Below are 24,505 nucleotides of genomic sequence, written 5' to 3' on the forward strand. Positions count from 1 at the left end.
TTCAGATGATGCAGGTGGTTGAAGCGGTCCAGCGGCGTCTGCTCGCCTTGATGATCGTCTGTTACGTGCTGGCCGCCGTCGTACCGCGACCTGGCCAGTTCCTGCGCACGGTCGCGCTCGGACCGGGCAGTCCGATCACGCTGCCCATGGTCCTGCTGGCCGTGATGGTGGCGACCGCGGGTCTCGGGGTACGACTGCGGGACCTGCGCGCCGTGGCGGGCAAGCCCCTGCGACTGGTCTCGGGTGTGGCGGCGAACGCGCTCCTGCCGGTGGCGCTCCTGCCCGTCGCCGCGCTGCTCCTGCGGGCCTGGCCGGACGCCGGTGAGGTGGAGTGCCTCGCGGTCGGGCTGCTGCTGGTCCTCGCGATGCCGATCGCCGGAGGAGCCGCGTCGTGGGGACAGCACGCCGGCGGCAACGTGTCCCTGGTCGTCGCCATGGTCGTGGGCTCGACGCTGCTCAGTCCTGTCACGGTTCCGTGGGGGCTGACCGTGTCCGCCGCCCTGGTCGGCCCCGGGGGCGCGGGCAGCCTCGACGACACGGCGCGGCTCGACGGCCTGGCCGGGTCGGCGGGCGCGGGCGTCTTCGCGATGGCGTTGATCGTGACGCCGTGCCTGGCCGGGATCATCGCGCGGGCCGTGCTCGGCGAACGGCGCGTGGCGCGCGCCGCGCCGGTCGAGAAGCTGGTCAACCTCGTGAACATCCTGCTGCTGTGCTACCTCAACGCCGCCGGCGCGCTCGGGCAGGCGCTGTCCCGGCCCGACCCGGACTTCCTGGTCCTGGCCGTCGGCGCCGCCGGGGCCCTCTGCTGCCTGTCCTTCCTCGCCGGCCGGTGGATCTCTCGCTGGACCCGGTGCGACACGCGCGACGGCATCTCGCTCACCTTCGCCACCGGCATGAACAACACCAGCGCGGCCGCGGTCTTGGCGGCGAGCTGGTTCGCCCACCGCCCGCAGGTCCTCCTGCCGATCCTGGCCTACAGCCTGCTGCAGAAGCTCGCCGCCGGCCTTTTCGGGCGTCCCGCCGCGCCCTCGGTCCGGTAGCTCACGTGAAGCGGCCGCGCGCCACCAGTTCCGTCGTCACCAGGATCGCGACCGCCTCGGCGGCCAGCAGCGCCACCAGGACGACGAGCTGCACCACGCCCGCCTCCGCCGGGCTGGCCCCGCCGAGCAGCATCCCGACGAACGCGCCGGGCAGGGTGACCAGCCCGACCGTCCGGGTCTGGTCCAGCGCGGGAACCAGCGCCTGCGCCGCCGCCGGACGGCAGATCTCCAGCACCGCCTCCCGGTACGGCAGGCCCAGCGCCAGGGCGGCCTCCACCTCGCCCTTCCGCTGAACCAGTTCCTCCACCGCCCGCCGCCCGGCCAGCGAGGTGGCGGTCAGGCAGCCGCCCAGCAGGATCCCCGCGATCGGGATCACCACAAGCCCGTCGAGTGAGATCGTCCCGCTCACGACCAGCACCAGCAGCACCGGCCCGGCACCTGCCGCGATCGGCACCGCCGCCCACCACGCCTTCCGGCCGCCGGCGATACGCCGGCCCGCGGTGAGGACGGCCACGCCGTACATGACCAGGATGAACGCCGCCGTGGCGGCGCCCCTGCTGACCACCCAGGCGATCAGCACGGACACCACGCCGAGCTGGACGGCCGCCCGCAGGCAGGCAGTCAGGATCGCCCGCCCATGCCCGAGCCGTCCGAGCCAGGCCACCACCGCGCCCAATGCCACGAGGGCGATCAAGGCCACCGGCAGGAGAGCGGTCATGGAGATCAACGAAGAGGAACGCACACCAGCAGGATCCCGCGATCAGGTCATGACGAGTCCGTCCGGGAACTCTCTCCTGCTCACCGTCGGCAGAACCTGACCGCCGGCGCGGTCACTGTCGGCGTCGCTCAGGCCACCTCGCGGCCCGGCTGCCCGCCGGCACGGTGATCATCGGCGCGCTCCGTGATCGCGCACCCGTACCCGGCTCTGACTTGTCGCGGGTCCTGGCGGCGGCCAGTCGGCTGCCGGATCATCGCAGGATCCGGCTCGGCCCGCTCGGCTTGACCGAGGTGACCGAGCTCATCCGCCGCGAGATCGGCCAGGACCCGGGCGCTGATGTCGCCCGCGGCATCCATACCCGTACGGCCGGCAACCCGTTCTTCGTCCGGGAGTTGTCCCGGCTCCTGAGCGATGGCGGCTCGCTGCGCGACGGCGAGGCAGCAGTGCCGGCCGGGGTACCGACCACCGTACGAGACGTCGTCCGCGACCGGATGGCCGGTCTCGACGACAGCGCTCGCGACAGGCGCTCGGTCTGCTGGAAACCAAGCCGGAAAGCCCGCATTCGCTACGGTTCGCGCACGACCTGGTCCGCGAGTCGGTCACCGAGACCACGACGCGGCAGCAGACCGTTCACCTGCATCTGCAAGTCGCCGACGCCCTCGAACGCACCCATGTGGACGACGAGTCCGTCGCCGAACGCCTCGCCCACCATCTCTGGGCCGCCGGCCCGCTCGCCGACCCGGCTCGCACCGCGCAGGCACTGGCCCGTGCCGGGCGCCGTGCGGCGACCAAACTCGCGTTCGCCGCCGCCGGTCGGCACCTGGACTCGGCCGCCCAGATCGCGCGCACGGCCGGCCTGCGGGACCTGGAGCTGTCGGTATTGTCACTGCTCACCCTTGTCGCCAGCAGGCACGGGGGATACGGCGGTTCGACGTTCGACCTGCTGGAGCGGGCCGAGTACCTGGCCCGCACGCTCGGCCGCGAGAAGGCGGCCGTGCACTTTCTGTTCGTTCGGCTCGTCGGGGCCTACACCTCGATCGAGAAGGACCGTGGAAGGTGGGCTCGCCGGGTGTACGAGCGAGGACGGGCGTCCGCCGACCCGATCATCCAGGCGTACGGCCGGCATGCCTGGGGCCTGTACCGGTGGGACATCGGCAACATCGGCGAGGCGTACCGCTTCCTCAGCGCCTCATCCGGGTATCTTGGAGCCGGCCATCAGCGGCGCGAGGTGCGCCTCATGCCATGAGCGTCGGTCAGTCGGCGAGCCCGGCCATGAGATCCGGTCCTGTGGATCTTGACCGTCTGGCGCTCACACTCCGATGAAGCTCACTGTCTCCATCATGTCCGCCCACCCTGTACGCAGCCGTGGCACGCCTTCCTTCTCGAACCCCATCGAGACACCGCAGAACAGTACGAGCCCGTCATCCGACCATCTGGCTGACAGTCTTGCTATACATCGTCCACATCACCTGGGGCAACCATGGACCCCTTCCCAGCAACAACATGACCGTCTGCAAGTACGTCCCTGCGTCCCCATCGTCCGGCGCCCCGAACGCCTCCGAGTTCAATGCAGCGATCCCGCTCGATTCCCAGCGCTTCATACCGCTGGGCGGCTGCGCCGGAAAAGCGGTCCAGATACCGCCGAGCCCCCGGGCGTCGCCTGGCTGACAGGAACGCTCCGGAATTCGTTGGGCATCTGTCGGACATATTTGCGATCATCCGCACGTGACAGATGAAACCGATCGCCAGACGACGTTCCCCACCAGTTCGCAGCATGTGCGCTTTGTCGAGTTGTCGAGCGCTGCGATGTCCGCTCTGCTCGATGGGGATCTGCCCGCAGCCGGCGACACGGCTGGGGTCGCGCTGACCGAGTACTTCGTGACAGATAGAGCGCGATGGCTGTGGCAGCTTCGAATCGACCAGATGGCCGCCGATCCCGGCCACGCGCGGTGGATGGCGCGGCAGGCGGTGACCGGGCCTGAAGGTGTCGTCATCGGTCATGCCGGGTTTCACGGACCGCCCGACGAGGCGGGCATGGTGGAGATCGGCTACGCCGTCGCTCCTGGCTTCCGCCGCCAGGGCTATGGCCGAGCCATCCTGATCGAGCTGTTGCGTCGGGCCGCGGCCGAACCGGAGGTCAGGACCGTACGGGCGACGATCAGTCCCGACAATGCGGCGTCCCTGGCCACGATCGCCGGCTTCGGCTTCGTCCAGGTCGGCGAAGATTGGGACGAAGAGGAAGGTCTCGGACTCATCTTCGAAGCCCCCGCCAACCGCAGCCGCCAGGCGTGACCGACCCGGTGAGGGGCGCAGACCGAGTAACGCCGAAGGGGACAGTCTCCTGGTCACGGCGGGTGTGCGCGCGAGGATCACGGCTCGAACATGGCGGGATGAGTCCGGCGCGATAACGATCACCGGGGCGTGTTCGCAGGTCGGGCTGCCCGTTATGAAGCTCTATGTCAACCGGCTGTCCCTTCCAGCCGTACTTGGACTGTGGGCCGTCTAAAGCCGATCCATAGCGCTGCGTTCTACGGTGTGCCGCATGCGACCTACGACGGCGATGCGCCGTGCATTCATCATCGGGCTCGTGGCAGTGAGCGGATTCATCGTTGTCCCTGCGGGGTCGGCCTCCGCCACCACCGTCTACATTGCCCCTGACCTGAGCTGCTACAAAAAGGTGCTCACTGTCCGTGGTGGAGGTATCAGAGGGTTCTCCGTCAACTGCACGGGCCCGGTCGGCAAGATCAGGACCTTCACCGTCTGGGGGTGGCGCCAGAACGCCGGCACGCTGACGAGCAGCGGGACGAGCGTCCACGGATCCGAAAGCGGATGGGTATCGCTGCCGACGCTCTCGAGCGGCACCTACGACTGGATCGACGTCAAGTGAACAGCAGAACGCTCTGACGCTGCTTCGGGGCTGAGGCCTCTTCGGGAGCAGAGAGCCTCCAAGGCCGAGTTCGCCAACCGGCCCCAATGACCCCAACACCACGATGGCCGCCACCCCGACCAGGGTGGCGGCCATCGGCGGTGGACTGGGCCGCCTCCAGGGCGAGGTGTCCCAGGGCCAGTTGCTCGCGCCGTCGTGGACACCCTCCACGTGGCCTGCACCGACGCGATCGCCGTGGGAGATCTGCCCACGGCGATCAGCGCCGGCCGGCTCATGATGGCCAGCGACCTCGTCGGAGACCACCCCTGCATGTCGGCCGGCAGGCTGCCGCCTTCCGTGTCGGCCCACGGACTCCTCCCGGCATGCCCGGCCGGGACAAGGCGATCAAGCACGCGGACGGGGATCGACAGCACCTCGTGGACCGCAGCCGCGATCTGAGGGACACATGCCAGGTCAGAGCGGGTGAGGCGATTCTCGGCGCCCACAGGTGGCGCACCCCATGCCGGAGCGCCCGCGTCCGGAAGGGCCCGCTAACATCGGGGTCCCCCGGTCCCGCCTCGCGGATGCCCCCACTGCGACGGACGCCCGGCCGACCCGCCACGGAGCCCGCGTGCCCACGATCGACCCCCGACGTCTCCTCATCCTCCGTGCCTTCGTACTGTCCGACTCGGTCACCGCGACCGCGGCGGCGCTGCACCTGACGCCGTCCGCGGTGTCGCAGCAACTCGCGGCGCTCGAACGCGAGGTCGGTCACGCGCTCGTCATACGCTCGGGGCGCAAGCTGGCGCTCACGCCGGCCGGGCGCATCCTCGCCGGGCACGCCGAGGAGATCAGCTCCCGGCTGAAGATCGCCGAGGCCGACCTGGCCGCGCACGCGGGCGGTGTCCTCGGGCAGCTCCGGATCGGCGCCTTCCCCACGGCGATCAGCTGGCTGGTGGCACCCGCCATCGTCGAGCTGCGCCGCCAGGCCCCGGGCGTCGACGTCACCGTCGTCGACGCGGAGGCGCACATGAGCCACCGGATGCTGATGCGCGGCGACATCGACGTGACCGTCACCATGGAGTACGAGTCCGACCCCGAGCGCGACTCCCCCGACATCGTGAAGTTCCCGCTCTACATCGAGCGGTTCAGGGTCGTCCTCCCCCAGGCGCACCCGCTGTCCGGCGAGGAGGGGATCGCGCTCACCCAGCTCACCGAAGAGGGCTGGATCATGCCCTCGCCCGGTAATCCGTGCCGCACGATGGTGCTGCAGGCGTGCGCGGAGCTCGGCTTCCACCCGCCGATCACCCACGTCTCGGACGACTACCGCGCCGCGCTGGCGCTGGTCGCCGCCGAGGCGGGGATCTGCCTGGTGCCGGAGTCCGCGCTCTCCGCCCGCGACGCCGAGTGGGTGACGATCCTGCCGACGCGCGGCATCGCGCCGCTGCGCAAGGTGATCATGACGACGCGGCGTGACAACCAGGGCCACCCCGTCGTACGGGCGGGGCTGGATGCGATGCGGGCCGCTGTCGCCGAGCCGGACTCGGAGGTCTACGGCCCGCTCGCGCGGTCCGACACCTTCAGTGTCGAGTGACGGCCCCGGCCGAGGGCGCGTTCTCGCGGAGGAAGGCGTCCACGTGCCGGTGGTACTCGTCCGGCTTGTCGCGGCGTACGCAGTGGTGGGCCCCCTCGATCACGACGACGTCGAAGCCGGGCGCGACGGCCGTCAGGCGATCACGGGAGTGCTTGTCGACGATGACGTCGCCGGTGCCGGTGACGAGCAGCGCCGGTACGCCGGCCGGGCCGACCGTGATCTGCCGCGCGGTCGGCGTCCAGATCCGGCGCTTCTCGTGGACCCGCTGCTGCATGTAGTCGATGTCGACGGCCTTCATCGCCTCGGCGAGCGGGCGCAGCTCCTGCTCCGCCCAATGAGGCTTGAGCTCGCGCTGCATGTCCATGAGTTCCTCGACCGACGCCGTGTCGGCGTAGTCGAAGGGGTCCTTGGTGGTCTGCTCGACGCTGAGCCACGGGTTGGGACCGGCCTCCGGCACCCACCACGGCGGGTCCTCCAGCACGACGCCGGCCACGAGGTGCGGGGCGTCGGCGGCGACGAAGGCGGCGATCCGCGCGCCCATGGAGTGCCCGACGACGAGCGTCCTGCGCCCGGTCTCGTCGAGCATGTCCTTGAGGATGTCGATCGCGTCCTGCACCATCACGTCGGTGGACGGAACGCCCTCGTGCTCGGGCAGGCGGCCGGGCGACTCCCCGTGGCCCCGTGCGTCCGGCGCCACGATGTGGTAGTCGCCGCCCCAGCGGTCGACGGCGTCACCGAAGCACGCGCCGGACTCCACGGCGCCGTGGAGGATGAGGATGGCCGGCGCATCTGCTGCGTCCCGCCCATACTCTCGGACGAACAGGTCTGTTCCCACGTGTCCTCATTCACTGCTCTGTCGCGCCGGCCCCCGGCCGGCTCACGACGGGGTTGTCGTTCGGTGGATCATGGTCAAGATCGTGGCACGCCTCTTCGGCGTCGCGCAACGCTCCCGCGGGTCAGGTCAGGCCAGCAGCTCCGCCTCCGGCGTCGCCTCGACCAGCGCGCGCGTGCAGGGGTGCTGCGGGGAACGGAAGATCTCCTCGGACGAGCCGGTCTCGACGATACGGCCGCGCTGCATGACGGCGACGCGGTCGCTGTAGAGCCGGATCACCGCCAGGTCGTGGCTGACGTGGAGGAACGAGATCCCCTGGTCGCGCTGCAGGTCGGCCAGCAGGTTGAGGATCTGGGCGCGCACCGACACGTCGAGCGCCGAGGTCGGCTCGTCCGCGATGATCAGATCCGGCTTGAGGGCGAGCGCTCGTGCCACGGCGACGCGCTGGAGCTGCCCGCCGGACACCTCGTGCGGGTAGCGCCCCAGGTAGTCGGCGCCGAGGCCGACCGACTCCAGCAGCGCGACCAGTTCGGCGGTCGACGTCGTCTCGCCGTGCGCGTGGAAGACGTTCTCCAGCGTCTGCCGCACGGTCTGCAACGGGTTCAGCGACGCCAGCGGGTCCTGGAAGACCATGGCGACGTTGCGCCGCAGCCGCCGCAGTCCTCGCCGGCCGAGGCGGGCGACGTCCTGCCCGTCCGTACGGACGGTGCCGGACGTCGGCACCACCAGGCCGTTGGCCATCCGCGCCAGCGTGGACTTGCCCGAGCCGGACTCGCCGACCAGACCGAGCGCCTCGCCCCGCTCGACATGGAGCGAGACGCCGTCCACGGCGAGGAAGCCCTTGCGGCCGCGGCCGAAGCCACCGGCGGTGCGGTAGCGCTTGCTGACGTCGGTCATCTCCAGGATCGCGCTCACCGGGCGACCTCCTGCAGTTCGGGGAGACGATCGAGGTGGCAGGCCGCGAGGTGCACGCCGCCGTCCTCGCCGGCCGGGCGGACTGTGGGCAGCGGTACCTCCACGACACAGCGTTCGCCGACCTGGTCGGCGAAGCCGCAGCGCGGCGCGAAGGCGCAACCCGGTCCGGCGTCGCGCAGCGACGTGGGCGTGCCGGGGATGGCGCGCAGCCGCGTCCGCTCGCCACCGATGTCGAGCCGGGCGTCCAGCCGCGGCGTGGCCGCGCGGAGACCGGCGGTGTACGGGTGGGCGGGCTGATCGAAGATGTCGCGGAGGCTGCCGTACTCGGCCTGGCGGCCGGCGTACAGCACGAGGACGTCGTCCGCCGCGCTCGCCACCACCCCGAAGTCGTGGCTGATCAGGAGCATCGCCATGCCGTACTCCTGCTGGAGCCCGCGGAGCAGGGCCAGGATCTGAGCCTGCACCGTCACGTCGAGCGCGGTGGTCGGCTCGTCGGCGATGAGCAGCGCCGGCCGGTTCACCAGGGCCATCGCGATCACCGCGCGTTGCCGCATGCCGCCCGAGAACTCGTGCGGGAAGCGGCGTACGGCGTCCGCGGGCTCGGGGATGCCGACCCTGTCGAGCATCTCGACCGCACGGGCCCGCGCGGCGCGACGGGTGACCGACGGGTCGTGCAGACGGACCGCCTGGGCGATGTGCGCGCCGATGTCGAGGTACGGGCTCAGCGCGGACATCGAGTCCTGGAACACCATGGCCACGTCGGAGCCACGGGCCCGGCGCAGCTCGCGCTCGTCGGCGGAGAGCATCTCCCGCCCGGCGACGACGATCCGGCCCCGGGCGCTCGCCCCGCGCGGCAGGAGCCGCATGATCGCCCGGCCGGTCATCGTCTTGCCCGACCCCGACTCGCCGACCACGGCGAGCGTGCGGCCGCCGTCCAGACTCACGGAGAGGTCCCGCACGACATCGGCGGTGAGGCCGCCGCTGGTGAACGAGACACACAGGTCCTCGACCTGGAGTACGGGGTCAGGCACGGCGGATCCTCGGGTCGAGAAGCGGCATCAGCAGGTCGGCGATCAGATTGCCGACGATGATGAGGAAGGCGGAGAAGAGCGTCACCCCGACGACGATGCTCAGGTCGGACTCGTTCACACCGGACAGCAGCAGGTCGCCGAGCCCGTGCAGGCTGAACACCTTCTCCGCGATCACCGAGCCGCCCAGGAGCGCGGTGACGTCGAGCGCGAACATCGCCACGACCGGCACCATCACGCCGCGGACGGCGTGCCGGTTCACCCGCCGGGTCGACGCGCCGCGCGCGGTCATCGCGACGAGGTGGTCGGCCGAGAGTTCGTTGAGGAGCTGCGTACGGGTGACCCGGATGTAGCCGGCGGCGAGGATGAACGACAACACCATCCACGGGCCGATCAGGTGCCAGGCCCAATCCGCCGGTGACTCCGAGAACGACACGAAGCCGGAGTACGGCAGCGCGTTGAGCATGAAGCCGAAGACCTGGACGACGAGCAGGCCGACGAGGAAGGTCGGGACCGACAGCCCGAACATCGCGAAGCCGATCGAGAACCGGTCGACGATCCCGCCCTTGCGTATCGCCGACAACGCGCCGAGGCCGATGCCCACGACGAGGCACAGGACGGCCGCGCCCAACGCGAGCGACAACGTGACGGGCAGCCGCTCGGCGATGAGCGTCGTCACGTCGCTGCGGTTCGGGAACGAGTAGCCGAAGCACGGCGCCTGGCAGTGCACCTGCTGGGCGCCCTCGCCGTACGTACGGCCGGTGAACAGGCCCTTCACGAACTGGACGTACTGCCACACCGGGCTCTGGTCGGTCTGCATGTAGGCGCTGACCTTGGCCCGGGTCTCGGGCGGGCACGGCTTGCCGCACATGGCGCGGGCCGGGTCCTTCGAGGCCCCGAAGAAGAGGGCTATCGTCACGAAGGCGATCGCGAGGAGCATGAACACCGCGGTGGCCATGCGGCGGGCAATGTAGACGATCATGCGGAATCCTCCATGCGCACGTCGAGGACGTCGCGGAGCGCGTCACCGGCGAGCGTGGCGCCGAATACGATCAGGAACACCACGGCGCCCGGGAAGAGCATGTACCAGACGTCCGCACCGCTGTAGATCCACGGCAGCGAGTCCGAGAGCAGTTTGCCGAGGTCGGGAACATCGCCACGCAGGCCGACGCCGAGGAACGACAGTCCCGCGACGACGCTGACGTTGCCGGGCAGTGACATCGCGAACAGGACGACGACCAGGCCGAAGAGGTGCGGCAACATCTCCCGGCGGATGATCTGCCAGGGCGCGGCGCCGGTCGCGCGCGCCGCCTCGACGAAGGCGCGGGCGTTGACGGCGCCGGCCTGGGCGCCGATGATCCGGGCCGGAACGGTCCAGCCGAAGAAGGCCAGTACCAGCACGAGGACCAGGGCCCGCGGCATCTCCGGCGGCACGATCGCCATGATCGCGATGACGAACATCAGGCCCGGGAAACCGAACATGAAGTCGATCACCCGCCCCGCGACGGCGTTGAGCCAGCCGCCGAAGTACCCGATCGCCGTACCGAGGACGGCGGCGAAGGCGATCGACAGGATGCTCGCCCCGAACGCGATGAACAGCGACGAGCGGATGCCGTAGACGATCTGGGCGAACAGGTCGACACCCGTCACCGGGACGACACCGAGCCAGTGGTCGGCGCTGACGCCACCGAAGGCGCCCAGCGGACGGCCGCCGTCCGGGTCGAGCACGTCGGTGTGCAGGGTGTTCGGGTCCTGTCCCTCCATCCACACGAGCAGCGGGGCGCAGAGCCCCGCGACGAGCGGCACCACCAGCATGACCAGGCCGGCGACGCCGGACCGCTTCCGGAGGAAGCGGCCGAGGACCGAGGTGCCCCGGCCCTCCGCCTGCTGGATCTCAGCGATCGACACCGACGACCAACTCGTTCGCGAACGGCGGGTAGGCGGGGATGAAGTAGTTCATGATCTTCGAACCGGCCAGGGCCTGCGTGCGCTGCACGAGGATCGGCACGACCGGGGCGTCCTCCATGATCTGCTTGTCGATCGCGGCCCACATCTGGGCGGCCTTGTCGAGGTCCGGCTCCGCGATCGCGGCGTCGATCGCGGCGTCCACCTTGGGGTTGGAGTACTTCGAGGCGTTTCCGCCGCCGTTGCCGATCTCGCTCGACGCGAACAGCGGCTGGATGGTGCTCATGCCGCTCGGGAAGTCCGCTCCCCAGCCGTTCGTCGTCATGTCGTAGTCGCCGTCGTCGGACGAGACGAGCTCGGACCAGGTGTTGCCGTCCAGGCCCTTGAGCTCGACCTTGACGCCGACCCGCGCCAGCGAGTTCTTGATGCTCTGGGCTTCCTTCTCCTCGATCGTGCTCACGTCGGTCGGATAGGTCAGCGTGAGCTTCAGGTCGGAGACGCCGGCCTCGGCGAGCAGTTCCTTCGCCTTATCGACGTTGCCGGTGTCACCGCCGTCGTACAGGTTGTACTCGGTGTGGCCGGGGATGCCGGGCGTCATGATGGTCGAGGTGATCTGGCCGCCGAACTTCGGGCCGCCGTACACGCTCTGCACCTCGGCCTTGTTGATCGCGTAGTTGATCGCCTGCCGCACGCGGACGTCGGACAGGCCCGGGCGCTTGACGTTCATGGCGAGGTAGCGGAAGTAGCCCGAGGGGCTGTTGGCCATGCGGCCGGCGATCGACGGGTCGGACTCGATGCGCTGGAACTGCGACGGCGAGATGAGCGCGTTGCTGATCGCGGTCTGGTCCTCGCCCTTGTCGTCGATGAGGCGCTGCACGATCGTGTCGTTGTTCAGGCCCATGTCAAGGACGATCTTGTCCGGGCCGGCGAACCGCACCTGGTCGCTGTCGGCCTTCCAGTTCGGGTTGCGGTCCAGCACCGCCTGCGACCCCTTGCGGAAGCTCGTCACCTGGTACGGGCCGCTGGCGACCGGATGCTCGCCGTACGTCTCCGGCTTGGTGTCGGCGGCGGCCGGCACCGGCGCGAAGGCCGGCATGCTGACGATCCACGGCCAGTTGCCGAACGGACGCTTCAGACGGAAGACGATCTTGTGGTCGCCGTCGACCTCGATGGAGTCGAGTTCCTTGCCGTCGTACGGGCCGTCGTAGTCGGTGCCGCCGACCAGCAGCGTCTTGTGGTAGCCAAGGCCACCCTGGAACATCGGCGCGAACGACCGCTCGATGCCGTACTTCACGTCCTGCGCGGTGATGGGGCTGCCGTCGGAGAACTTCAAGCCCTCCTTCAACGTGAAGGTCCACGTCTTGCCGCCGTCGTCCGTCTTGCCGGTGTCGGTGGCGAGGTCCGGCACGAGGACCGTGTCCTTGTCGGGGAGCGTCCGCCACGACGTCAGCCCACGGTGCACCCATCGCAGCCGGCTGGTCGGCACCATCTGCGCGTTGGCGGTCTCGAAGGACTCGGTCGCGCGCCGCGAGAGGTAATGCAGGGTCCCGCCCTGGGGCACGGACTCGAGCCCCGTCGTCTTCTTGCTCGTAGTCGGCTCGGTGGACTGCGAGCCGGACTGCGAGCTGGACTGCGGGTTCGCGTTGCAGCCCGCCGTCACGAGGGCCAGCACGAGCGCGAGCCCTGCGGGCACCACTCTCCGGGATCGATTCGCCATAGATCGCGCTTCCTGTGAAGCGGCCCCGATCGGTCGGGTCCGCTGTGGATCTCAGGAAGGGAGTCTGTTGGCGAGCGAGAGCACGCGTCCATCGAGGAGTTCTGCAACGGATCTTTAAGAAAATCTGAAAGATCGCGGAGATCCGCGCGTGCGGCGTCAATGATAGTCCGTCGGCCCCGGCGACCGGAAGACCCCGACGCACGACCGAGGAAGCCACAGCCCTTCTCACCGTCGCCCCTCCACCGCCGACGCGCGACGAAGCCGCCTCAGGGCCTTCCCTTGGTACGGCTGACAACACCCCTGACTTTCTACAACGTCCACGACCTGCGGCAGTGGCTTGCCGACCACCGCACCGACCCCGGCGAGGTGGCCTGATGGCGTCACGGCCCGAGCTGCCGCCGGCTGGCATCGCTCTCGCCTCCGATGTGGAAGTTCGCGCGCGATGGTTCGATCCCGTCACCGGCGGTCGGCGTTCCAAGTCCGTAGCCCTGGCCGTACTCGGCCTGAAGCCCAAACGCCGGCCCCTATACGGCCGGGGGCGCAAGCGGGTGGCGCCCGCCCTGGGGCACCTTCCCGTACGCGTGATCACGAACGGGGCGGTCGACCGCCTGGCCATCCTCGTACGCGTCATGGAGCAAGCCGTGCGGGACGGCATCACTGACCGCAGCCCCACCCGCATGAGCGACAGCCCCTGACCAAGGCGGAAGTCGCCGAGCATGTTTACAACACCCATTACAGCAACCTGAGCAAGGACCAGAAGCGAACAGTATGGATGGCCTGGAAGGGGCAGACGGATCCGGACGCAGTCAACGCCTGGGTGAAGAAGACGCTCGCCGAGCGGGACAGACGCGCCATGCTCATGGTTCGAGACTTCCTGTGGGCGCTGTTCATCGATGACTACCCCGAATGTGCCCGGGGCGACGCCCTCGCCTGCGCCGGCATCATCCCTTGGGGCAAAGCCATCGGGCTGCACACGAGCGCGGGGGCCAAGACTTTGGTCCAGCTCACGGCCGTCGCCGCCTGGAACTCAGCCGACCAGCGAGTGCACAACCTCAGCGTCGGCGGGATCCCTACGTACCATGTAGCGATCGGCGGCCAGGACGCGCTGGTTCACAACTGCCCCATCGGTTTCACCCCCGACACGGTCTCGTCCGCCTTCGAGAACATGCGAAAAGGCGGTGGTCACGCCATGCGTCACCTCATCGAGGACGGGCTCATCGTGACGGCGACGTCGCGCCCTCACAGGTGAAGGTCTACGACCTCACGGCCGATGAGGACTATCTGCCGGGGCGGCACGTGTTCGAGTACGACCTGATCTTCGATGCCGTTCCCGAGGACCTGGAGGCCTATCTGAAGGCATGCCTGGACCGGGCGTGCGAAGGCGCCGTTGTGGCATGGCTCGCGTTCGAGGGCTCTTTCAGCACGACTACTTGCTGGCACCGGAGGTGGCGAGCCAGGTTTACGGAGTGTGCGCACCTGGCGCGCCTGCCGAGCTGGCCCTGGAGGAGGAGGTCCTGACGAGCGAACGGTGGCGGACGGCGCTCCAACGGTACGCGCCGACACTGTCCTGAGACGGCTCGTCAGGACAGGAAGCTCCACCCTGGCTCGCTGCACCTGAGCCAGGGCGGCGGCAGCAGGAGTGGCAGGTCGCAGTGCGGCCTCAGCAGGATTACCCGGTTGGTTGCCGCTCGCCTTCTGCCGCGCTTCGCGGATGGGGGTGAACAGCGTGTCGTGGTCGTCGATGGTGTGCGCGGCACGTGACATGGATCGGCGCCGACGCAGGTGAGGTAGCGCCGCCTGCGGGGTCGCCATCGCCCCGAAGACGTTGACCTCGACCTGCTGTCGCACCGCGGCCAGCGGGGTCTCCTCGAAGGTGCCCTCGAGGCCGTAGCCGGCGTTGGCGATGACGACGTCCACGGGGCCGACGTTCTCCTCCAGCTCGGCGAACACGGCGTCGCTGTCCCCGCCGCCTGGTCGGGCTCCTCGTCGCCGGGCCGGCCCGGTGAGGGCAGACCGCTTGATGACGGGCGTTCCACCGTTGTGTGATGGTTTGATGACGACCGCACTGACCAGGAGTTTTCCGCTGGTTGGGTGAAGTCATGCACAACAACAGCCTTCCCACGCGACGCCGTACGATCAAGAGAGCCGCGCTGGCCCTGACCGCGGTGAGCCTGAGCGCTGCCCTCGCCGCCTGCGGCGAGGGTTCCGGCGGCGGCGACGATGCCGAGACCACGGCGGCGACCTCCGGCAAGTCCGAATCGACCGGGAAGAAGGTTCTGTGGGTCGGTGACTCCATCGCCGGAGCCGAAGCCCCGGCGCTGGGCGCGGCGTTGAAGGCCGGCGGCGTGGAGTTCAAGGACGCCACCTCCAGCGGTGGCGGCAACGTCGTCGCCGGTGAGCACCCGGTGACGAAGATGGGCGCCAAGGACACCTGGCAGCAACTGGGCAAGAACCTTGCCGAGTACAAGCCCGACGTCGTCGCCTACCAGATCACCACCTACGACTGGGGCACCCGGCAGCAGCAGCTCGCCGCCTACCGGAAACTGGCGGCCACCGTCCAGAAGGCGGGCGGGGAGCTGGTGATCGTCTCGGCGCCGCCGTTCAAGCTGGACGACTTCTACCGGCAGTACGCCTCGGCGATCAAGAGCGCGCCCGAGACCGCCCGGCAGGCCGTCCAGGACGGCAAGGCGCAGTTCCTGGACGCCTCGGAGCTGTGGGGCACCGACGCGTCGGCGTCCAAGGCGCAGCGTTCCAAGGACGGCATCCACTCCTGTCAGCAGGGCTCGGCCGCGTTCGCCAAATGGTTCACCGGCAAGCTGGGCGAGCGGCTCGGCTTCACCCCGGCCGCGCCCGAGGCGTGGGCCAACGGCTCATGGGTCGGCGACGAGCGCTTCTCCAAGCTGGGCTGCGCCTGATCCCCACTCGGACGGGAGTCGTTGAGATGCTGTCTTCCGCCGGGGTCCATCGGCGGCAGAACCCGGGGCGTGCGCACATCGGGCCGCTGGACGGGTTGCGTGGCCTGGCCGTCGCGGCGGTCCTGCTGTTCCACGCCGGGTACCTGTCCGGTGGGTTCCTCGGTGTGGACCTTTTCTTCGTGCTGTCCGGCTTCCTGATCACCGGGCTGCTGCTGGCCGAGCTCGACCGGAGCGGCCGCCTGGACCTGGCCGGTTTCTGGGCTCGGCGGGCGCGGCGGCTGCTGCCGGCCCTGGCCTTGATGGGCGTGGCGACGCTGCTGCTGGCGTGGGCGTTCGCCACGCCACCGATGCTGCGGGCGGTGTCGCAGGACGCGCCATGGGCGGCGGCCCAGGCCGCCAACTGGCACTACATCGCCGAGCAGATCGGCTACTGGAACGCCGCCGGCACCCGCCTGTTCGCGCATCTGTGGAGCATCGGCGTCGAGTGGCAGTTCTACCTGGTCTGGCCGCTGGTCGTACTGGCCGTGGGGCGCGGGGGCGCCGGCGGGCATCGGCGAGTCGCCGCCGTCGCAGGGGTCTGCGCGCTGGTCTCACTCCTGCTGATGGTCAGGTACGGGACCGCGGTGGACACCACCCGCGCCTACGAGGGCACCGATACGCGTGCGTTCTCGCTGCTGCTGGGCGCGGTCGCGGCGACCGCGCCCGTCCGGGACCTGGCCGGGCGCGTGCCCAGGGCGGCCGCGGACGCGTTGTGCGCGGTCCTGCTGGGCGGCCTGGTGCTCTCCTGGACGCTGACCGCGGGTGAGAAGGCCGCCGGGCTGTTCCAGGGCGGGATGTTCGCGCATTCGCTGGCCTCGGCCGTGCTGATCGCGCTGCTGGCCGCCGTGCCCGGCGGGTTCGTGGGGCGGGCCGTCGGCGGCGCCCTGCCGCGCAGGCTGGGCGAGGTCTCCTACAGCCTGTATCTGTGGCACTGGCCGATCTATCTGCTGCTGCCCCAGGAGGTGCTCGGGGTGGGGGGCTGGGGTCGCACGGCTGTGGCGATCGGGCTGTCGTTGCTGGCTGCGGTAGTGTCGAAGCTGTTGGTGGAGGACCCGGTACGGTCGCGGGCCCGATGGGCGGTCGGCCGCCCGGGACGGGCCGCGCTGGCCGTCGCGATCACCCTGGCCGTGGGCACATGGGCGGCGATTCCCCGGCCGAACCCGGGAGCGGGCACCGTCGACGTGAGCCGGCTGGGCTCACCATGACGACACGCGCGAGTAGGGGGGACGTGGGCGGCACGCAGCTGATCCGGACGGTCGCGCTGCTGACTGCCGTCCTGGCGGTCGCGGCCTGCGGGACCGAGGTGAGCGCGACCGGGCCGATGGCGGCCGGCGCGCCCGCCACGGGCGGCCTGACCACCGACCGGGCACGTCAGCTGCGGGTGTACTTCCGCACGCCGTACGGCTCCTGGCCGGACGCGCGTCCGGCCAGGCCCGGCGCCGGGCCGCAGCAGGCGCTGGACGCGCTGCTGGCCGGACCCACCGCCGCCGAACGGGCGCGCGGTCTGACCACCGCCCTGCCGGGCGGGTCGCGGCAGGTCCGGGCGCGGGCCGTGCGCGGCGCGGTGGAGCTGTACCTGCCGTGGGTGGTGTCCGAGCTCGACCACACGGCGGTGAGCCAGCTGGTGTGCACCGCCGCCGGGGCGCCCGGCGTGCCGGGCGGACGCGCGCAGGCCGACGTGGTCGTGCGGGTCTTCGAGTCGGGGATCGCGGGCCAGGCCTGGCCGGTCACCTGTGACGAGACCGGCTCGGCCGTTCCGCTCGACGTCGCCACCCCGTCCCGGTGACCGGGACGCTCGATGGAGGGATCATGACGCGGGTTCTGTTGATCGAGGACGACGAGGCCGTACGCCGGGGCGTCTCGCTGGGGCTGCGCAGGCGCGGGCACGAGACCACGGCGGTCGCCACCGGTGAGCAGGGGCTGGCGGAGGTCTCGGCGTCGCTTCCCGACCTGGTGCTGCTGGACCTGATGTTGCCGGGCATGAGCGGGCTGGAGGTCTGCCGCCGGATCCGCGCGTTCAGCCAGGTCCTCCCGATCGTGATCCTGTCGGCGCGCGGCGACGACGTGGACGTCGTGGTGGGCCTGGAGTCGGGCGCCGACGACTACGTCGTCAAGCCGGCCAGCGCCGAGGTCATCGAGGCCCGGATGCGCTCGGTGTTGCGCCGCGTCGCGCTCGCGCAGCCGGAGGCCGCCGACGACCGCGCCTTCTTCGGCGACCTGGAGATCGACCGGACGGCGCTGCGCGTGCTCAAGCACGGCACGGAGGTCGCCCTCGCGCCCTCGGAACGCAAGCTGCTGCTGTTCCTGTCGGCCTCCCCCGAACGCACCTACAGTCGTCAGCAGCTCCTGGAGCAGGTGTGGGAGCACACCTTCCACGGCGACTACCGGCTGGTGGACGCCGGGGTGATGCGGCTGCGGGCCAAGATCGAGGACGATCCGCGCCGTCCCCGCTACGTCCAGACCGTACGCGGCTTCGGCTACCGGTTCGGACCGCTGTGAGAGTGCCGCAGGTGAGGGTGCCGCGTGGGCTGCGTACCCGCCTGGTGGTCGGGTTCGTGCTGGTCACCGCGCTCGGCGCGCTCACCACCGCCGCGCTGACCTTCCACCAGGCCCGCTCGGCGATCCTGGAAGGCGTCCAGAGCAGCGCGGTGCACGACCTGCGCACGCAGATCGACTCGCTGGCGCCGGACCTGCCCTCCGATCCGACCCCTGCCGACCTGCGCGCCTTGACCCTCCAGCTGGACCGTGCGGGCGGCTCACGCGACTGGCGCACCGCCGCGTCGTTCCAGGACGGGCCGCTGGTCGTCGCCGCCTCGGCCGCTCCCGCGCTGCCCACGCAACTCAGGAGCGAGGCGGCCGGGACGACGACGGCGCTGGTCCAGCGCTTCCAACGGGACGGCCGGCCCTGGCTGGCGATCGCCGTCCCGGTACGGGACGCCACGCGGCCCGCGGCCCGGCCGCCACTGATGGTCTTCGCCTCCTTCTCGCTGGCCGCCCAGCAACGTGACGTGGATTCGCTGGTCACCGCCGCGCGCGCCGGAGCGCTGCCGGTCGTCCTGGCCGCGATCCTGCCCGCGCTGCTCGCGGCGGGCAGCGTGCTGCGCCCGGTGCGGCGGCTGCGCTCGGCCACCGAGCGCATGGCGGCGGGCGAACTGGACACCCGGACCACCGTCACCGGCGACGACGAACTGGCCGACCTCGGCCGCACCTTCAACACCATGGCCGCGGCCCTGCAACGCGACACCGCCGTCCTGCGCGACATGGAGGCCCGTGCCCGCCGGTTCGCCGCCGACGTCTCCCACGAGCTGCGCACGCCGCTGGCCGCGATGACCGCCGTGACCGGCCTGCTGGACGAGGACGTCGCGGCGGGCCGGATGCCGCCCGAGACCGCCGAGGCCGTGGGCCTGGTCGCCGACGAGACACGCAGGCTCACCCGGCTCGTGGACGACCTGATGGAGGTGTCGCGGTTCGACGCCGGGGCCGCCGTCCTCACCCTCGACGAGGTCGACCTGGCCCAGCTGGTGGGCCAGACGCTCGCGCTGCGGCACTGGCAGGCTCGCGTCCCGGTCGACGTCCCGGAGGGGCTGCGCGTGCGGCTCGACCCCCGCCGCGTGGACGTGATCCTGGCCAACCTCGTCGGCAACGCGCTGCGCCACGGCGGGCCGCAGGCCACGGTACGGCTGTGGGCCCGGGCGGTCCCCGGCGGCGTCGCCCTCACCGTGACCGACAACGGACCGGGCATCGCCGCCGACCTGCTGCCCTACGTCTTCGACCGGTTCACCAAGGGGGAAGCGGCCCGTACCCGCAGCGAGGGCAGCGGTCTCGGCCTGGCCATCGCCTACGAGAACGCCCGGCTGCACGGCGGCACGCTGAGCGCCGCCAACGCCCCGGACGGCGGAGCGGTCTTCACCCTCACCCTGCCCTGGAATCGGCCGTGAACCACCGCCTGACAGCAGTTCTGCTGGCAGTGACGCTGACGGCGGCCTGCGCGATCAACGACACCGGTCCGACGCCCGCCGGTCCCGCGGCCACCGCGCTGGAGGGCGCGACCAGCCGGTCTGCCACCGTGCACGTGTACTTCTCCTCCGCGCTCGGGCTGGAACGGGTGTCGCGCCTCTACCGGGGCACCGACGCGTTGCACGCCGCGCTCGAGGCGCTGGTGCGGGGCCCGGACGCCGCCGAACGCGCGCGTGGTCTGGTCAGCTTCGTCCCACCGGGCGCGCCGCTCCCGCTTGTCCGCATCGACCCGCGCGGGCCGGTGGACCTCCGGCTGTCCTTCGGCTGGGGCCTCGACCGTACCGCCGAACGGCAACTGGTGTGCACCGTGGCCGACACGGTCAGCACAACGACTCGCACCGCCCTGGGCTCCGTCCGAGTCAAGATCCATCGGGTCGACGGCTCGACCGGCACCCGTACCTGCATGCCCTGACCGTCCCGATCACTCCCGCTGATCACCAGGGTGGGCAGCGCATCCACCGCCCGTCAGTCGTCGGCACGCCCACGGGCGAACTCGGCGACGTGCGAGCTCGGCTTTCCGGAAGCCATGCCGTACGGCCGCCCCGGCACAGGCCTCAGCCACCGACTCGAACGGGGCCAGGACACAGGTCTCAGAGGCCCGCGTCCTCGCGCATGTCGAAGACGTCGCGGGCGTGTTCGATGGCGGGCATGTGCTCGGACGCCCAGGCCAGCAGGACGTCAACAGGCTGCCGCAAGGTCTTGCCGAGCGGTGTGATCCGATACTCGATCGCCACCGGCCGCGTGGAGAGGACCTCGCGTTCGATCACCCCGTTGCGCTCGAGGCGGCGAAGAGTCGCGGTCAGCGACTTCTGCGTGACCGCGGGCATGGCCCGGCGTAGCTGGTTGAAGCGGCAGGGGCGTTCGCAGAGCTCGTTGAGCACACCGAGGGACCACTTGTCGAGCACCTGATCGAGGAGTTCGCGGTGTGGGGCGTCGATGCGGAGTTCGCTGCCGGTATCCATGGTGAAACCTGGTCTCGTTGAAGTGTCCTTCTCCTACTAAGTAGCTTGAAGATACCTACGTTGACAAGGAGAAACAGCTGTGGCCGTCAAGCACTTCACCCCTGAAGGCCTGCTCCAGCCCACCCCTTACCACCATGTCGCCGTCGGCACGGGCACGACGCACGTCCATGTCAGCGGGCAGGTCGCACGGCAGGCCGACGGAACCCCGGTGGCCCCCGGCGATCTGGCCGGACAGGTCGCGCACGCTCTGCGCAACACCGCCGTCGGCCTGGCAGGCGCAGGCGCCTCGTTCGCGGACGTGTTGCGCCTGACGTTCTATGTGACCCGGTGGAGCCCGGAGAAGATCGGCGACTTCATGGCCGGAGTCGAGGCCGTCGCCGAGGAGATCGGCCTTGCGCTCCCCATGCCGCCGGCCTCCCTCATCGGCGTCGACCACCTCTTCGAGCCGGACGTGCTCGTCGAGGTCGAGGCGACCGCACTGCTCGCCTGATTCGGCGTACGCAGCCGGGCCCGGTCACCGCGGGACCACGCACGCACGAACACCAGTCGCCGACCGCTTGAGGGACATCCGCTTCCCAAGCGATCGGCGTCGTCGTTCCCCGCAGGGCCCTGACGTTGCGCAGTGATGACGGGGGTCTTCCGACAGGGCTGGCGACAGGGCCGGATCGCGCAACACGACCGGCCCTCCAGGGTCTGGGTGCGGACTGACCTCGGCTCGGCGCGCCCGAGCGGCACCTGATCGCCTGGGAAACCCCCGACACCCTAGGCCTCCTGCCCTGCGGGACCTCAAGTCCCGGGCAGTGTGGCTGTGAGCGATAGCCGGCGGAGCCGAACGACTCCAGGCGGCTCGCAAGCTGAGCCCACCGGCGCAGCCTGACAGAATCGTGACCCGTGATCGACGATTTCGTGAAAGACAACCTGCACGAGAGACTGCGGCGGGACCGCAAGGCGCTGCTCTGGAAACTCGACGGCTTGTCCGAATACGACGCCCGCCGACCTTTGACAGCGACCGGGACCAACCTCCTCGGCCTGGTCAAACACGTGGCCACCATCGAGGCCAGGTACTTCGGCGAGGTCTTCGACCGCCCTTCCCCAGAACCGCTGCCCCGGTGGCAGGACTCCAACGGCAGCGATCTGTGGGCGACCGAGGACGAGACCCGCGATCAGATCATCGGGTTCTACCGGCGCACGTGGGAACACTCGGACGCGACGATCAACGAGCTTCCCCTCGACGCCCCCGGGCATGTGCCGTGGTGGCCGGAGTCAACGCCGGCCTGGCACACGAACCTGTTCGCCATCATGGTCCATGTCCTCGGCGAGTCCACCCGGCATGCCGGGCACGCCGACATCCTGCGCGAGGGCCTCGACGGCCGGACCGGGTTGCGCACCGAACACGAGAAGCAGATCAACGAGGAAGCCCGTGCAGCCTACTGCGCGAAGATCGAGCAGGCCGCCAGGGCGGCCCGCACCAATTAAGGCTTGACCACATCGTGCCACCGTGACCGCGCCCTTGGCGGGGGCAATGACGGCCGTCATCAATGACAGCCTTCCTCGTCCGCCATCTGCGAACACCTGCCGGCCTCACACGCCCGGGCCTCGTCTCCTGAGGCCGACTCTCTGCCTCAGGCAGCGCGCATCCAAAGCTCCCGCTGCCGCCCGGCCCCGCCCATCCCGGCGGGGCACGAGCGGGGATGGCCTGGGGCGACGGGAGGGCTGAGAAGATCGCTTCGCGGAATGAGAAAGATCGTTTCCCAGGATCAGTCGAGCGTGCCACGAGCTTGCGCTGACGCCGCCGACCGCGACATCGCCTACATCGTGGCGGCCCGGACACCGAGGACGACGAGCACCACCGCCGTCACCTTGCCGACTGCCCGCTTGAAGCGGGCCTTGTGCAGAATGTGTGCCCCTTGGCGGACAAGGACCGTCCAGGTCAGCAGCCACACCGCCATCAGAAGGGCATGGGCGGTGGCCAGGGTGAGGATCTGCCCGTTGAGGGGCGGGCCGGGCACGATGAACTGCGGGACCAGGGTCAGGTAGATGGAGGCCGCCTTGGGGTTGAGTACGTTCGCGAGCAGGGCCTGGGTGTAGACGGAGCCGGTACGCTCCGGCCGATCCGTCAGCTTGGGAGGCGGGGGCAGGGTGGTGGAGCGCCAGGTCCACAGGCCGAGGCCGATGAGGTAGGCCGCCCCGAGGAGTTTGACGATGGTGAAGGCTTGGCTGGAGTGCATGACCAGGGCCGACAGTCCGGCGATGGCCAGGGTCGCGTGGGCGTACAGGCCGCTGACCGTACCGAGGATGATCGGGAGGGCCTGCCGGTGACCACCGGCCGTGACGTGCTGGATGAGCAGGGTCAGGCTGGCGCCCGGAGTGGCGATGATGGGCAGGATCGCCAGGAGGAACGCAATGACCGCGTACGTGTGGGTCATGCCTGGAGCACGACGCGGAAGTGGGTGGTGAGGCGGTGGTCGTCGTCCAGGATGTGGAAGGCGAGGCCGGGCGGTTGGTCGCGGTCGGCGGGCTGCTCGCCCTCCCACGGCAGGCGCAGGGTCCAGGTGACGGCCGGTGCGACGATCAGGGGACGACCGGCGAAGGTGGAGGCGGCCGCGGTGTGAGCGTGGCCGGTGAGTACGGCGACGACCTGCGGATGTGCGTCGAGCAGCGCGGCCAGGTCGCCGGGCGCCTCCAGCCGCCCGGAGTCGGGCAACGGGTGGTGGAGTACGACGGGCGGCTGATGGAAGGCGATCAGCGCGGGCGTGTCCGGGGCGAGACCGTCGAGGGTGGCGTGCATCCAGGCGAGGGTTTCGGCGTCGAGCCGGCCCTCGTCGCGCCCGGGGATGGTGGAGTCGCACATCAGGATGGCGGTGCCGGCGACGTGGTGCACCCGGTTGATGGGGCCGGGCGCGGACGGCTGTCGCAGCAGCGCCTCGCGGTAGGCCGTACGGACGTCGTGGTTGCCGGGGCAGGTGAGCACCGGGAAGGGGGCAGCCAGGATCTGGGCGGCCTGCTCGTACTCGGCCTCCGCGCCGTGATCGGCGATGTCACCGGTGACCAGCAGGGCGTCGACCGGGCGGGGCAGCGCCCTCAGGTGGCCCATGACCTGGGTGGCGCGTCGGGTCGCCCTGTCGGTGCCGTCAAGGTGCAGGTCGCTGATCTGAGCCAAGAGCAACGTCATCGTGCGATCCCCCAAAGCTGTCTAATGGTTAAATGGGGTTTAGCGTTAGGGACCATAGAGTACGGAAGAGGACGTAAGCAACCAGGAGGTTCGAGTGGAGCGCTGGCCGGCACTGGAACTGGCGAGCACGATCCGCCACGACGGCAACGGCGGTGTCGCCGACGACCTGGCAACGGCGCAGGGCACAACCCGCTGGATCCATCAGCAGGCCGAGTTGCTGCCCGGCCACGTCGACGTCGCAGAGCTCACGGTGGGCGAGGAGCTCAGGAGCGAGATCGTCGGGCTCCGCCGGGCCGTACGGGCGTTGTTCGCGCAGGCGGTCAGCCCAGCGCCCCCAAGCCGGGCCGACGCCCACCGGCTGATGCCGGTCGAGCAGGCGCTGGCGCACCTCAACGCGGCTGCCGCCCGTGAAGCGATCGTCCCGCAACTCGACTGGCCCACGAGCGGAACACCCCGTACGGAAGTGTTGTCGACCGAGCGCGATGCGCGCGTCCAGTTGATCGCGGCCCTGGCGCGGGCCGCCATCGATTTCCTGAGCGGTCCGCAGCGTGAGCAGTTGCGGGCCTGCAACGCGCCGCGCTGCGTACGCTACTTCGTCAAGAGCCACGGGCGGCAGGAGTGGTGCAAGCCGTCATGCGGCAACCGCGCCCGGGCCGCACGCCACTACCAGCGCCACAACGCCACAACCGCCCGAGAGCTGCCCGGGTCCTGACCACCTTGGGATCTCCCCCTGCGCTGCTCGTCGCGGTGGCGTTGCGGCGCCGCGCCTGAGTTCTCGCCCGGCC

The 24,505-nt window shown here is 70.4% G+C and carries 27 protein-coding genes; 16 read left to right on the plus strand and 11 right to left on the minus strand.

Annotation, left to right across the window (positions count from 1 at the left end):
• The first annotated feature begins 5 nt into the window (after positions 1–5).
• Positions 6–1,040 carry a bile acid:sodium symporter gene (locus tag DMB42_RS00820; protein WP_125629620.1) on the plus strand — a complete coding sequence of 345 codons (1,035 nt, stop codon included), beginning with the start codon at positions 6–8 and terminating at the stop codon, positions 1,038–1,040.
• Between the two features lies 1 nt (position 1,041).
• Here DMB42_RS00820 and DMB42_RS00825 read toward each other — a convergent pair whose 3' ends face one another.
• Positions 1,042–1,758 (minus strand): ABC transporter permease, encoded by a 717-nt coding sequence (locus DMB42_RS00825; RefSeq protein WP_125629621.1) that lies wholly within the window; start codon positions 1,756–1,758, stop codon positions 1,042–1,044.
• Between the two features lie 673 nt (positions 1,759–2,431).
• On the opposite strand from DMB42_RS00825, the gene DMB42_RS54040 reads away from it, so the two are divergent.
• The 4 genes from DMB42_RS54040 (at position 2,432) to DMB42_RS00850 (ending at position 6,218) form a co-directional block, all read left to right on the plus strand.
• Positions 2,432–3,004 (plus strand): hypothetical protein, encoded by a 573-nt coding sequence (locus DMB42_RS54040; RefSeq protein WP_221761949.1) that lies wholly within the window; start codon positions 2,432–2,434, stop codon positions 3,002–3,004.
• Positions 3,005–3,483: 479 nt separating this feature from the next.
• Positions 3,484–4,050 (plus strand): GNAT family N-acetyltransferase, encoded by a 567-nt coding sequence (locus DMB42_RS00840; RefSeq protein WP_221761950.1) that lies wholly within the window; start codon positions 3,484–3,486, stop codon positions 4,048–4,050.
• Positions 4,051–4,300: 250 nt separating this feature from the next.
• Complete coding sequence (locus DMB42_RS00845; RefSeq protein WP_125629623.1) at positions 4,301–4,645, plus strand: hypothetical protein; 345 nt, start codon at positions 4,301–4,303, stop codon at positions 4,643–4,645.
• Between the two features lie 610 nt (positions 4,646–5,255).
• Complete coding sequence (locus DMB42_RS00850; RefSeq protein WP_185844398.1) at positions 5,256–6,218, plus strand: LysR family transcriptional regulator; 963 nt, start codon at positions 5,256–5,258, stop codon at positions 6,216–6,218.
• Here DMB42_RS00850 and DMB42_RS00855 read toward each other — a convergent pair.
• The 6 genes from DMB42_RS00855 to DMB42_RS00880 form a co-directional block, all read right to left on the minus strand.
• Complete coding sequence (locus DMB42_RS00855) at positions 6,205–7,053, minus strand: alpha/beta fold hydrolase (RefSeq protein ID WP_125629627.1); 849 nt, start codon at positions 7,051–7,053, stop codon at positions 6,205–6,207. The genes DMB42_RS00850 and DMB42_RS00855 overlap by 14 nt on opposite strands.
• A gap of 126 nt (positions 7,054–7,179) precedes the next feature.
• Entirely contained in the window at positions 7,180–7,965 is a 786-nt protein-coding gene (locus DMB42_RS00860; protein ID WP_260477409.1) for an ATP-binding cassette domain-containing protein, read from the minus strand.
• Complete coding sequence (locus tag DMB42_RS00865; protein ID WP_125629629.1) at positions 7,962–8,996, minus strand: ABC transporter ATP-binding protein; 1,035 nt, start codon at positions 8,994–8,996, stop codon at positions 7,962–7,964. The genes DMB42_RS00860 and DMB42_RS00865 overlap by 4 nt, the downstream gene beginning before the upstream one ends.
• Positions 8,989–9,975 carry an ABC transporter permease gene (locus tag DMB42_RS00870; protein ID WP_125629631.1) on the minus strand — a complete coding sequence of 329 codons (987 nt, stop codon included), beginning with the start codon at positions 9,973–9,975 and terminating at the stop codon, positions 8,989–8,991. The genes DMB42_RS00865 and DMB42_RS00870 overlap by 8 nt, the downstream gene beginning before the upstream one ends.
• The gene (locus tag DMB42_RS00875) at positions 9,972–10,901 is read right to left on the minus strand and encodes an ABC transporter permease (RefSeq protein WP_125629633.1); all 930 of its coding nucleotides are present in this window, start codon (positions 10,899–10,901) and stop codon (positions 9,972–9,974) included. Before DMB42_RS00875 ends, DMB42_RS00870 begins: the two co-directional genes overlap by 4 nt.
• A complete protein-coding gene (locus tag DMB42_RS00880; RefSeq protein ID WP_125629635.1) occupies positions 10,888–12,615 on the minus strand; it encodes an ABC transporter substrate-binding protein in 1,728 nt (575 codons plus the stop codon). Before DMB42_RS00880 ends, DMB42_RS00875 begins: the two co-directional genes overlap by 14 nt.
• Before the next feature lie 374 nt (positions 12,616–12,989).
• Here DMB42_RS00880 and DMB42_RS00890 point away from each other — a divergent pair, with 374 nt between their 5' ends.
• Positions 12,990–13,310 carry a hypothetical protein gene (locus DMB42_RS00890; protein WP_125629637.1) on the plus strand — a complete coding sequence of 107 codons (321 nt, stop codon included), beginning with the start codon at positions 12,990–12,992 and terminating at the stop codon, positions 13,308–13,310.
• Positions 13,311–13,387: 77 nt separating this feature from the next.
• Complete coding sequence (locus DMB42_RS00895) at positions 13,388–13,864, plus strand: hypothetical protein (protein WP_125629639.1); 477 nt, start codon at positions 13,388–13,390, stop codon at positions 13,862–13,864.
• Here the strand turns inward: DMB42_RS00895 and DMB42_RS54045 are convergent.
• A complete protein-coding gene (locus DMB42_RS54045) occupies positions 13,855–14,565 on the minus strand; it encodes an SDR family NAD(P)-dependent oxidoreductase (protein ID WP_260477410.1) in 711 nt (236 codons plus the stop codon). The two genes, DMB42_RS00895 and DMB42_RS54045, sit on opposite strands and share 10 nt — an antisense overlap.
• Positions 14,566–14,714: 149 nt before the next feature.
• Between DMB42_RS54045 and DMB42_RS00905 the strand changes: the two genes are divergently transcribed.
• Genes DMB42_RS00905 through DMB42_RS00930 form a run of 6 tightly spaced genes read left to right on the plus strand, consistent with a single transcriptional unit; the run spans position 14,715 to position 19,998 of the window.
• Positions 14,715–15,530, plus strand: a complete 816-nt coding sequence (locus DMB42_RS00905) for an SGNH/GDSL hydrolase family protein (RefSeq protein ID WP_125629641.1) — start codon at positions 14,715–14,717, stop codon at positions 15,528–15,530.
• A gap of 26 nt (positions 15,531–15,556) precedes the next feature.
• A complete protein-coding gene (locus tag DMB42_RS00910; RefSeq protein ID WP_125629643.1) occupies positions 15,557–16,774 on the plus strand; it encodes an acyltransferase in 1,218 nt (405 codons plus the stop codon).
• Positions 16,775–16,797: 23 nt separating this feature from the next.
• Positions 16,798–17,355 (plus strand): GerMN domain-containing protein, encoded by a 558-nt coding sequence (locus DMB42_RS00915; RefSeq protein ID WP_221761951.1) that lies wholly within the window; start codon positions 16,798–16,800, stop codon positions 17,353–17,355.
• Positions 17,356–17,378: 23 nt separating this feature from the next.
• The gene (locus tag DMB42_RS00920) at positions 17,379–18,068 is read left to right on the plus strand and encodes a response regulator transcription factor (RefSeq protein WP_125629645.1); all 690 of its coding nucleotides are present in this window, start codon (positions 17,379–17,381) and stop codon (positions 18,066–18,068) included.
• Between the two features lie 11 nt (positions 18,069–18,079).
• Complete coding sequence (locus DMB42_RS00925; protein ID WP_221761952.1) at positions 18,080–19,507, plus strand: cell wall metabolism sensor histidine kinase WalK; 1,428 nt, start codon at positions 18,080–18,082, stop codon at positions 19,505–19,507.
• Positions 19,504–19,998 carry a GerMN domain-containing protein gene (locus DMB42_RS00930; protein WP_125629649.1) on the plus strand — a complete coding sequence of 165 codons (495 nt, stop codon included), beginning with the start codon at positions 19,504–19,506 and terminating at the stop codon, positions 19,996–19,998. The genes DMB42_RS00925 and DMB42_RS00930 overlap by 4 nt, the downstream gene beginning before the upstream one ends.
• A 178-nt stretch (positions 19,999–20,176) precedes the next feature.
• On the opposite strand, the gene DMB42_RS00935 is transcribed toward DMB42_RS00930, so the two are convergent.
• Complete coding sequence (locus tag DMB42_RS00935; RefSeq protein WP_125629651.1) at positions 20,177–20,548, minus strand: helix-turn-helix domain-containing protein; 372 nt, start codon at positions 20,546–20,548, stop codon at positions 20,177–20,179.
• Positions 20,549–20,627: 79 nt separating this feature from the next.
• Here DMB42_RS00935 and DMB42_RS00940 point away from each other — a divergent pair, with 79 nt between their 5' ends.
• Together DMB42_RS00940 and DMB42_RS00945 are read left to right on the plus strand one after the other, a co-directional pair.
• Positions 20,628–21,038, plus strand: a complete 411-nt coding sequence (locus DMB42_RS00940; protein WP_125629653.1) for a RidA family protein — start codon at positions 20,628–20,630, stop codon at positions 21,036–21,038.
• 401 nt (positions 21,039–21,439) lie between these two features.
• Entirely contained in the window at positions 21,440–22,024 is a 585-nt protein-coding gene (locus tag DMB42_RS00945; protein WP_125629655.1) for a DinB family protein, read from the plus strand.
• Positions 22,025–22,356: 332 nt separating this feature from the next.
• Here the strand turns inward: DMB42_RS00945 and DMB42_RS00950 are convergent, their stop codons facing one another.
• Positions 22,357–22,974, minus strand: coding sequence for a LysE family translocator (locus DMB42_RS00950; RefSeq protein ID WP_125629657.1), 618 nt, complete (start codon positions 22,972–22,974; stop codon positions 22,357–22,359).
• A complete protein-coding gene (locus DMB42_RS00955; protein WP_125629658.1) occupies positions 22,971–23,720 on the minus strand; it encodes a metallophosphoesterase in 750 nt (249 codons plus the stop codon). Before DMB42_RS00955 ends, DMB42_RS00950 begins: the two co-directional genes overlap by 4 nt.
• Positions 23,721–23,814: 94 nt before the next feature.
• Between DMB42_RS00955 and DMB42_RS00960 the strand changes: the two genes are divergently transcribed.
• The gene (locus DMB42_RS00960) at positions 23,815–24,432 is read left to right on the plus strand and encodes an ABATE domain-containing protein (protein ID WP_125629660.1); all 618 of its coding nucleotides are present in this window, start codon (positions 23,815–23,817) and stop codon (positions 24,430–24,432) included.
• Positions 24,433–24,505: the final 73 nt, after the last annotated feature.

Source organism: Nonomuraea sp. WAC 01424 (genome assembly GCF_003947315.1).
In the GTDB taxonomy this organism is placed as follows: Bacteria; Actinomycetota; Actinomycetes; order Streptosporangiales; family Streptosporangiaceae; genus Nonomuraea; species Nonomuraea spiralis.

Bases quoted from the DNA above. Each gene is read 5' to 3' on its own strand.
- DMB42_RS00935 (WP_125629651.1), bottom strand. From the start codon at position 20,548: ATGGATACCGGCAGCGAACTCCGCATCGACGCCCCACACCGCGAACTC.
- DMB42_RS00825 (WP_125629621.1), bottom strand. From the start codon at position 1,758: ATGACCGCTCTCCTGCCGGTGGCCTTGATCGCCCTCGTGGCATTGGGC.
- DMB42_RS00870 (WP_125629631.1), bottom strand. From the start codon at position 9,975: ATGATCGTCTACATTGCCCGCCGCATGGCCACCGCGGTGTTCATGCTC.
- DMB42_RS00905 (WP_125629641.1), top strand. From the start codon at position 14,715: ATGCACAACAACAGCCTTCCCACGCGACGCCGTACGATCAAGAGAGCC.
- DMB42_RS00955 (WP_125629658.1), bottom strand. From the start codon at position 23,720: ATGACGTTGCTCTTGGCTCAGATCAGCGACCTGCACCTTGACGGCACC.
- DMB42_RS00910 (WP_125629643.1), top strand. From the start codon at position 15,557: ATGCTGTCTTCCGCCGGGGTCCATCGGCGGCAGAACCCGGGGCGTGCG.
- DMB42_RS00880 (WP_125629635.1), bottom strand. From the start codon at position 12,615: ATGGCGAATCGATCCCGGAGAGTGGTGCCCGCAGGGCTCGCGCTCGTG.
- DMB42_RS00845 (WP_125629623.1), top strand. From the start codon at position 4,301: ATGCGACCTACGACGGCGATGCGCCGTGCATTCATCATCGGGCTCGTG.
- DMB42_RS00950 (WP_125629657.1), bottom strand. From the start codon at position 22,974: ATGACCCACACGTACGCGGTCATTGCGTTCCTCCTGGCGATCCTGCCC.
- DMB42_RS00895 (WP_125629639.1), top strand. From the start codon at position 13,388: ATGGCCTGGAAGGGGCAGACGGATCCGGACGCAGTCAACGCCTGGGTG.
- DMB42_RS00820 (WP_125629620.1), top strand. From the start codon at position 6: ATGATGCAGGTGGTTGAAGCGGTCCAGCGGCGTCTGCTCGCCTTGATG.
- DMB42_RS00890 (WP_125629637.1), top strand. From the start codon at position 12,990: ATGGCGTCACGGCCCGAGCTGCCGCCGGCTGGCATCGCTCTCGCCTCC.
- DMB42_RS00920 (WP_125629645.1), top strand. From the start codon at position 17,379: ATGACGCGGGTTCTGTTGATCGAGGACGACGAGGCCGTACGCCGGGGC.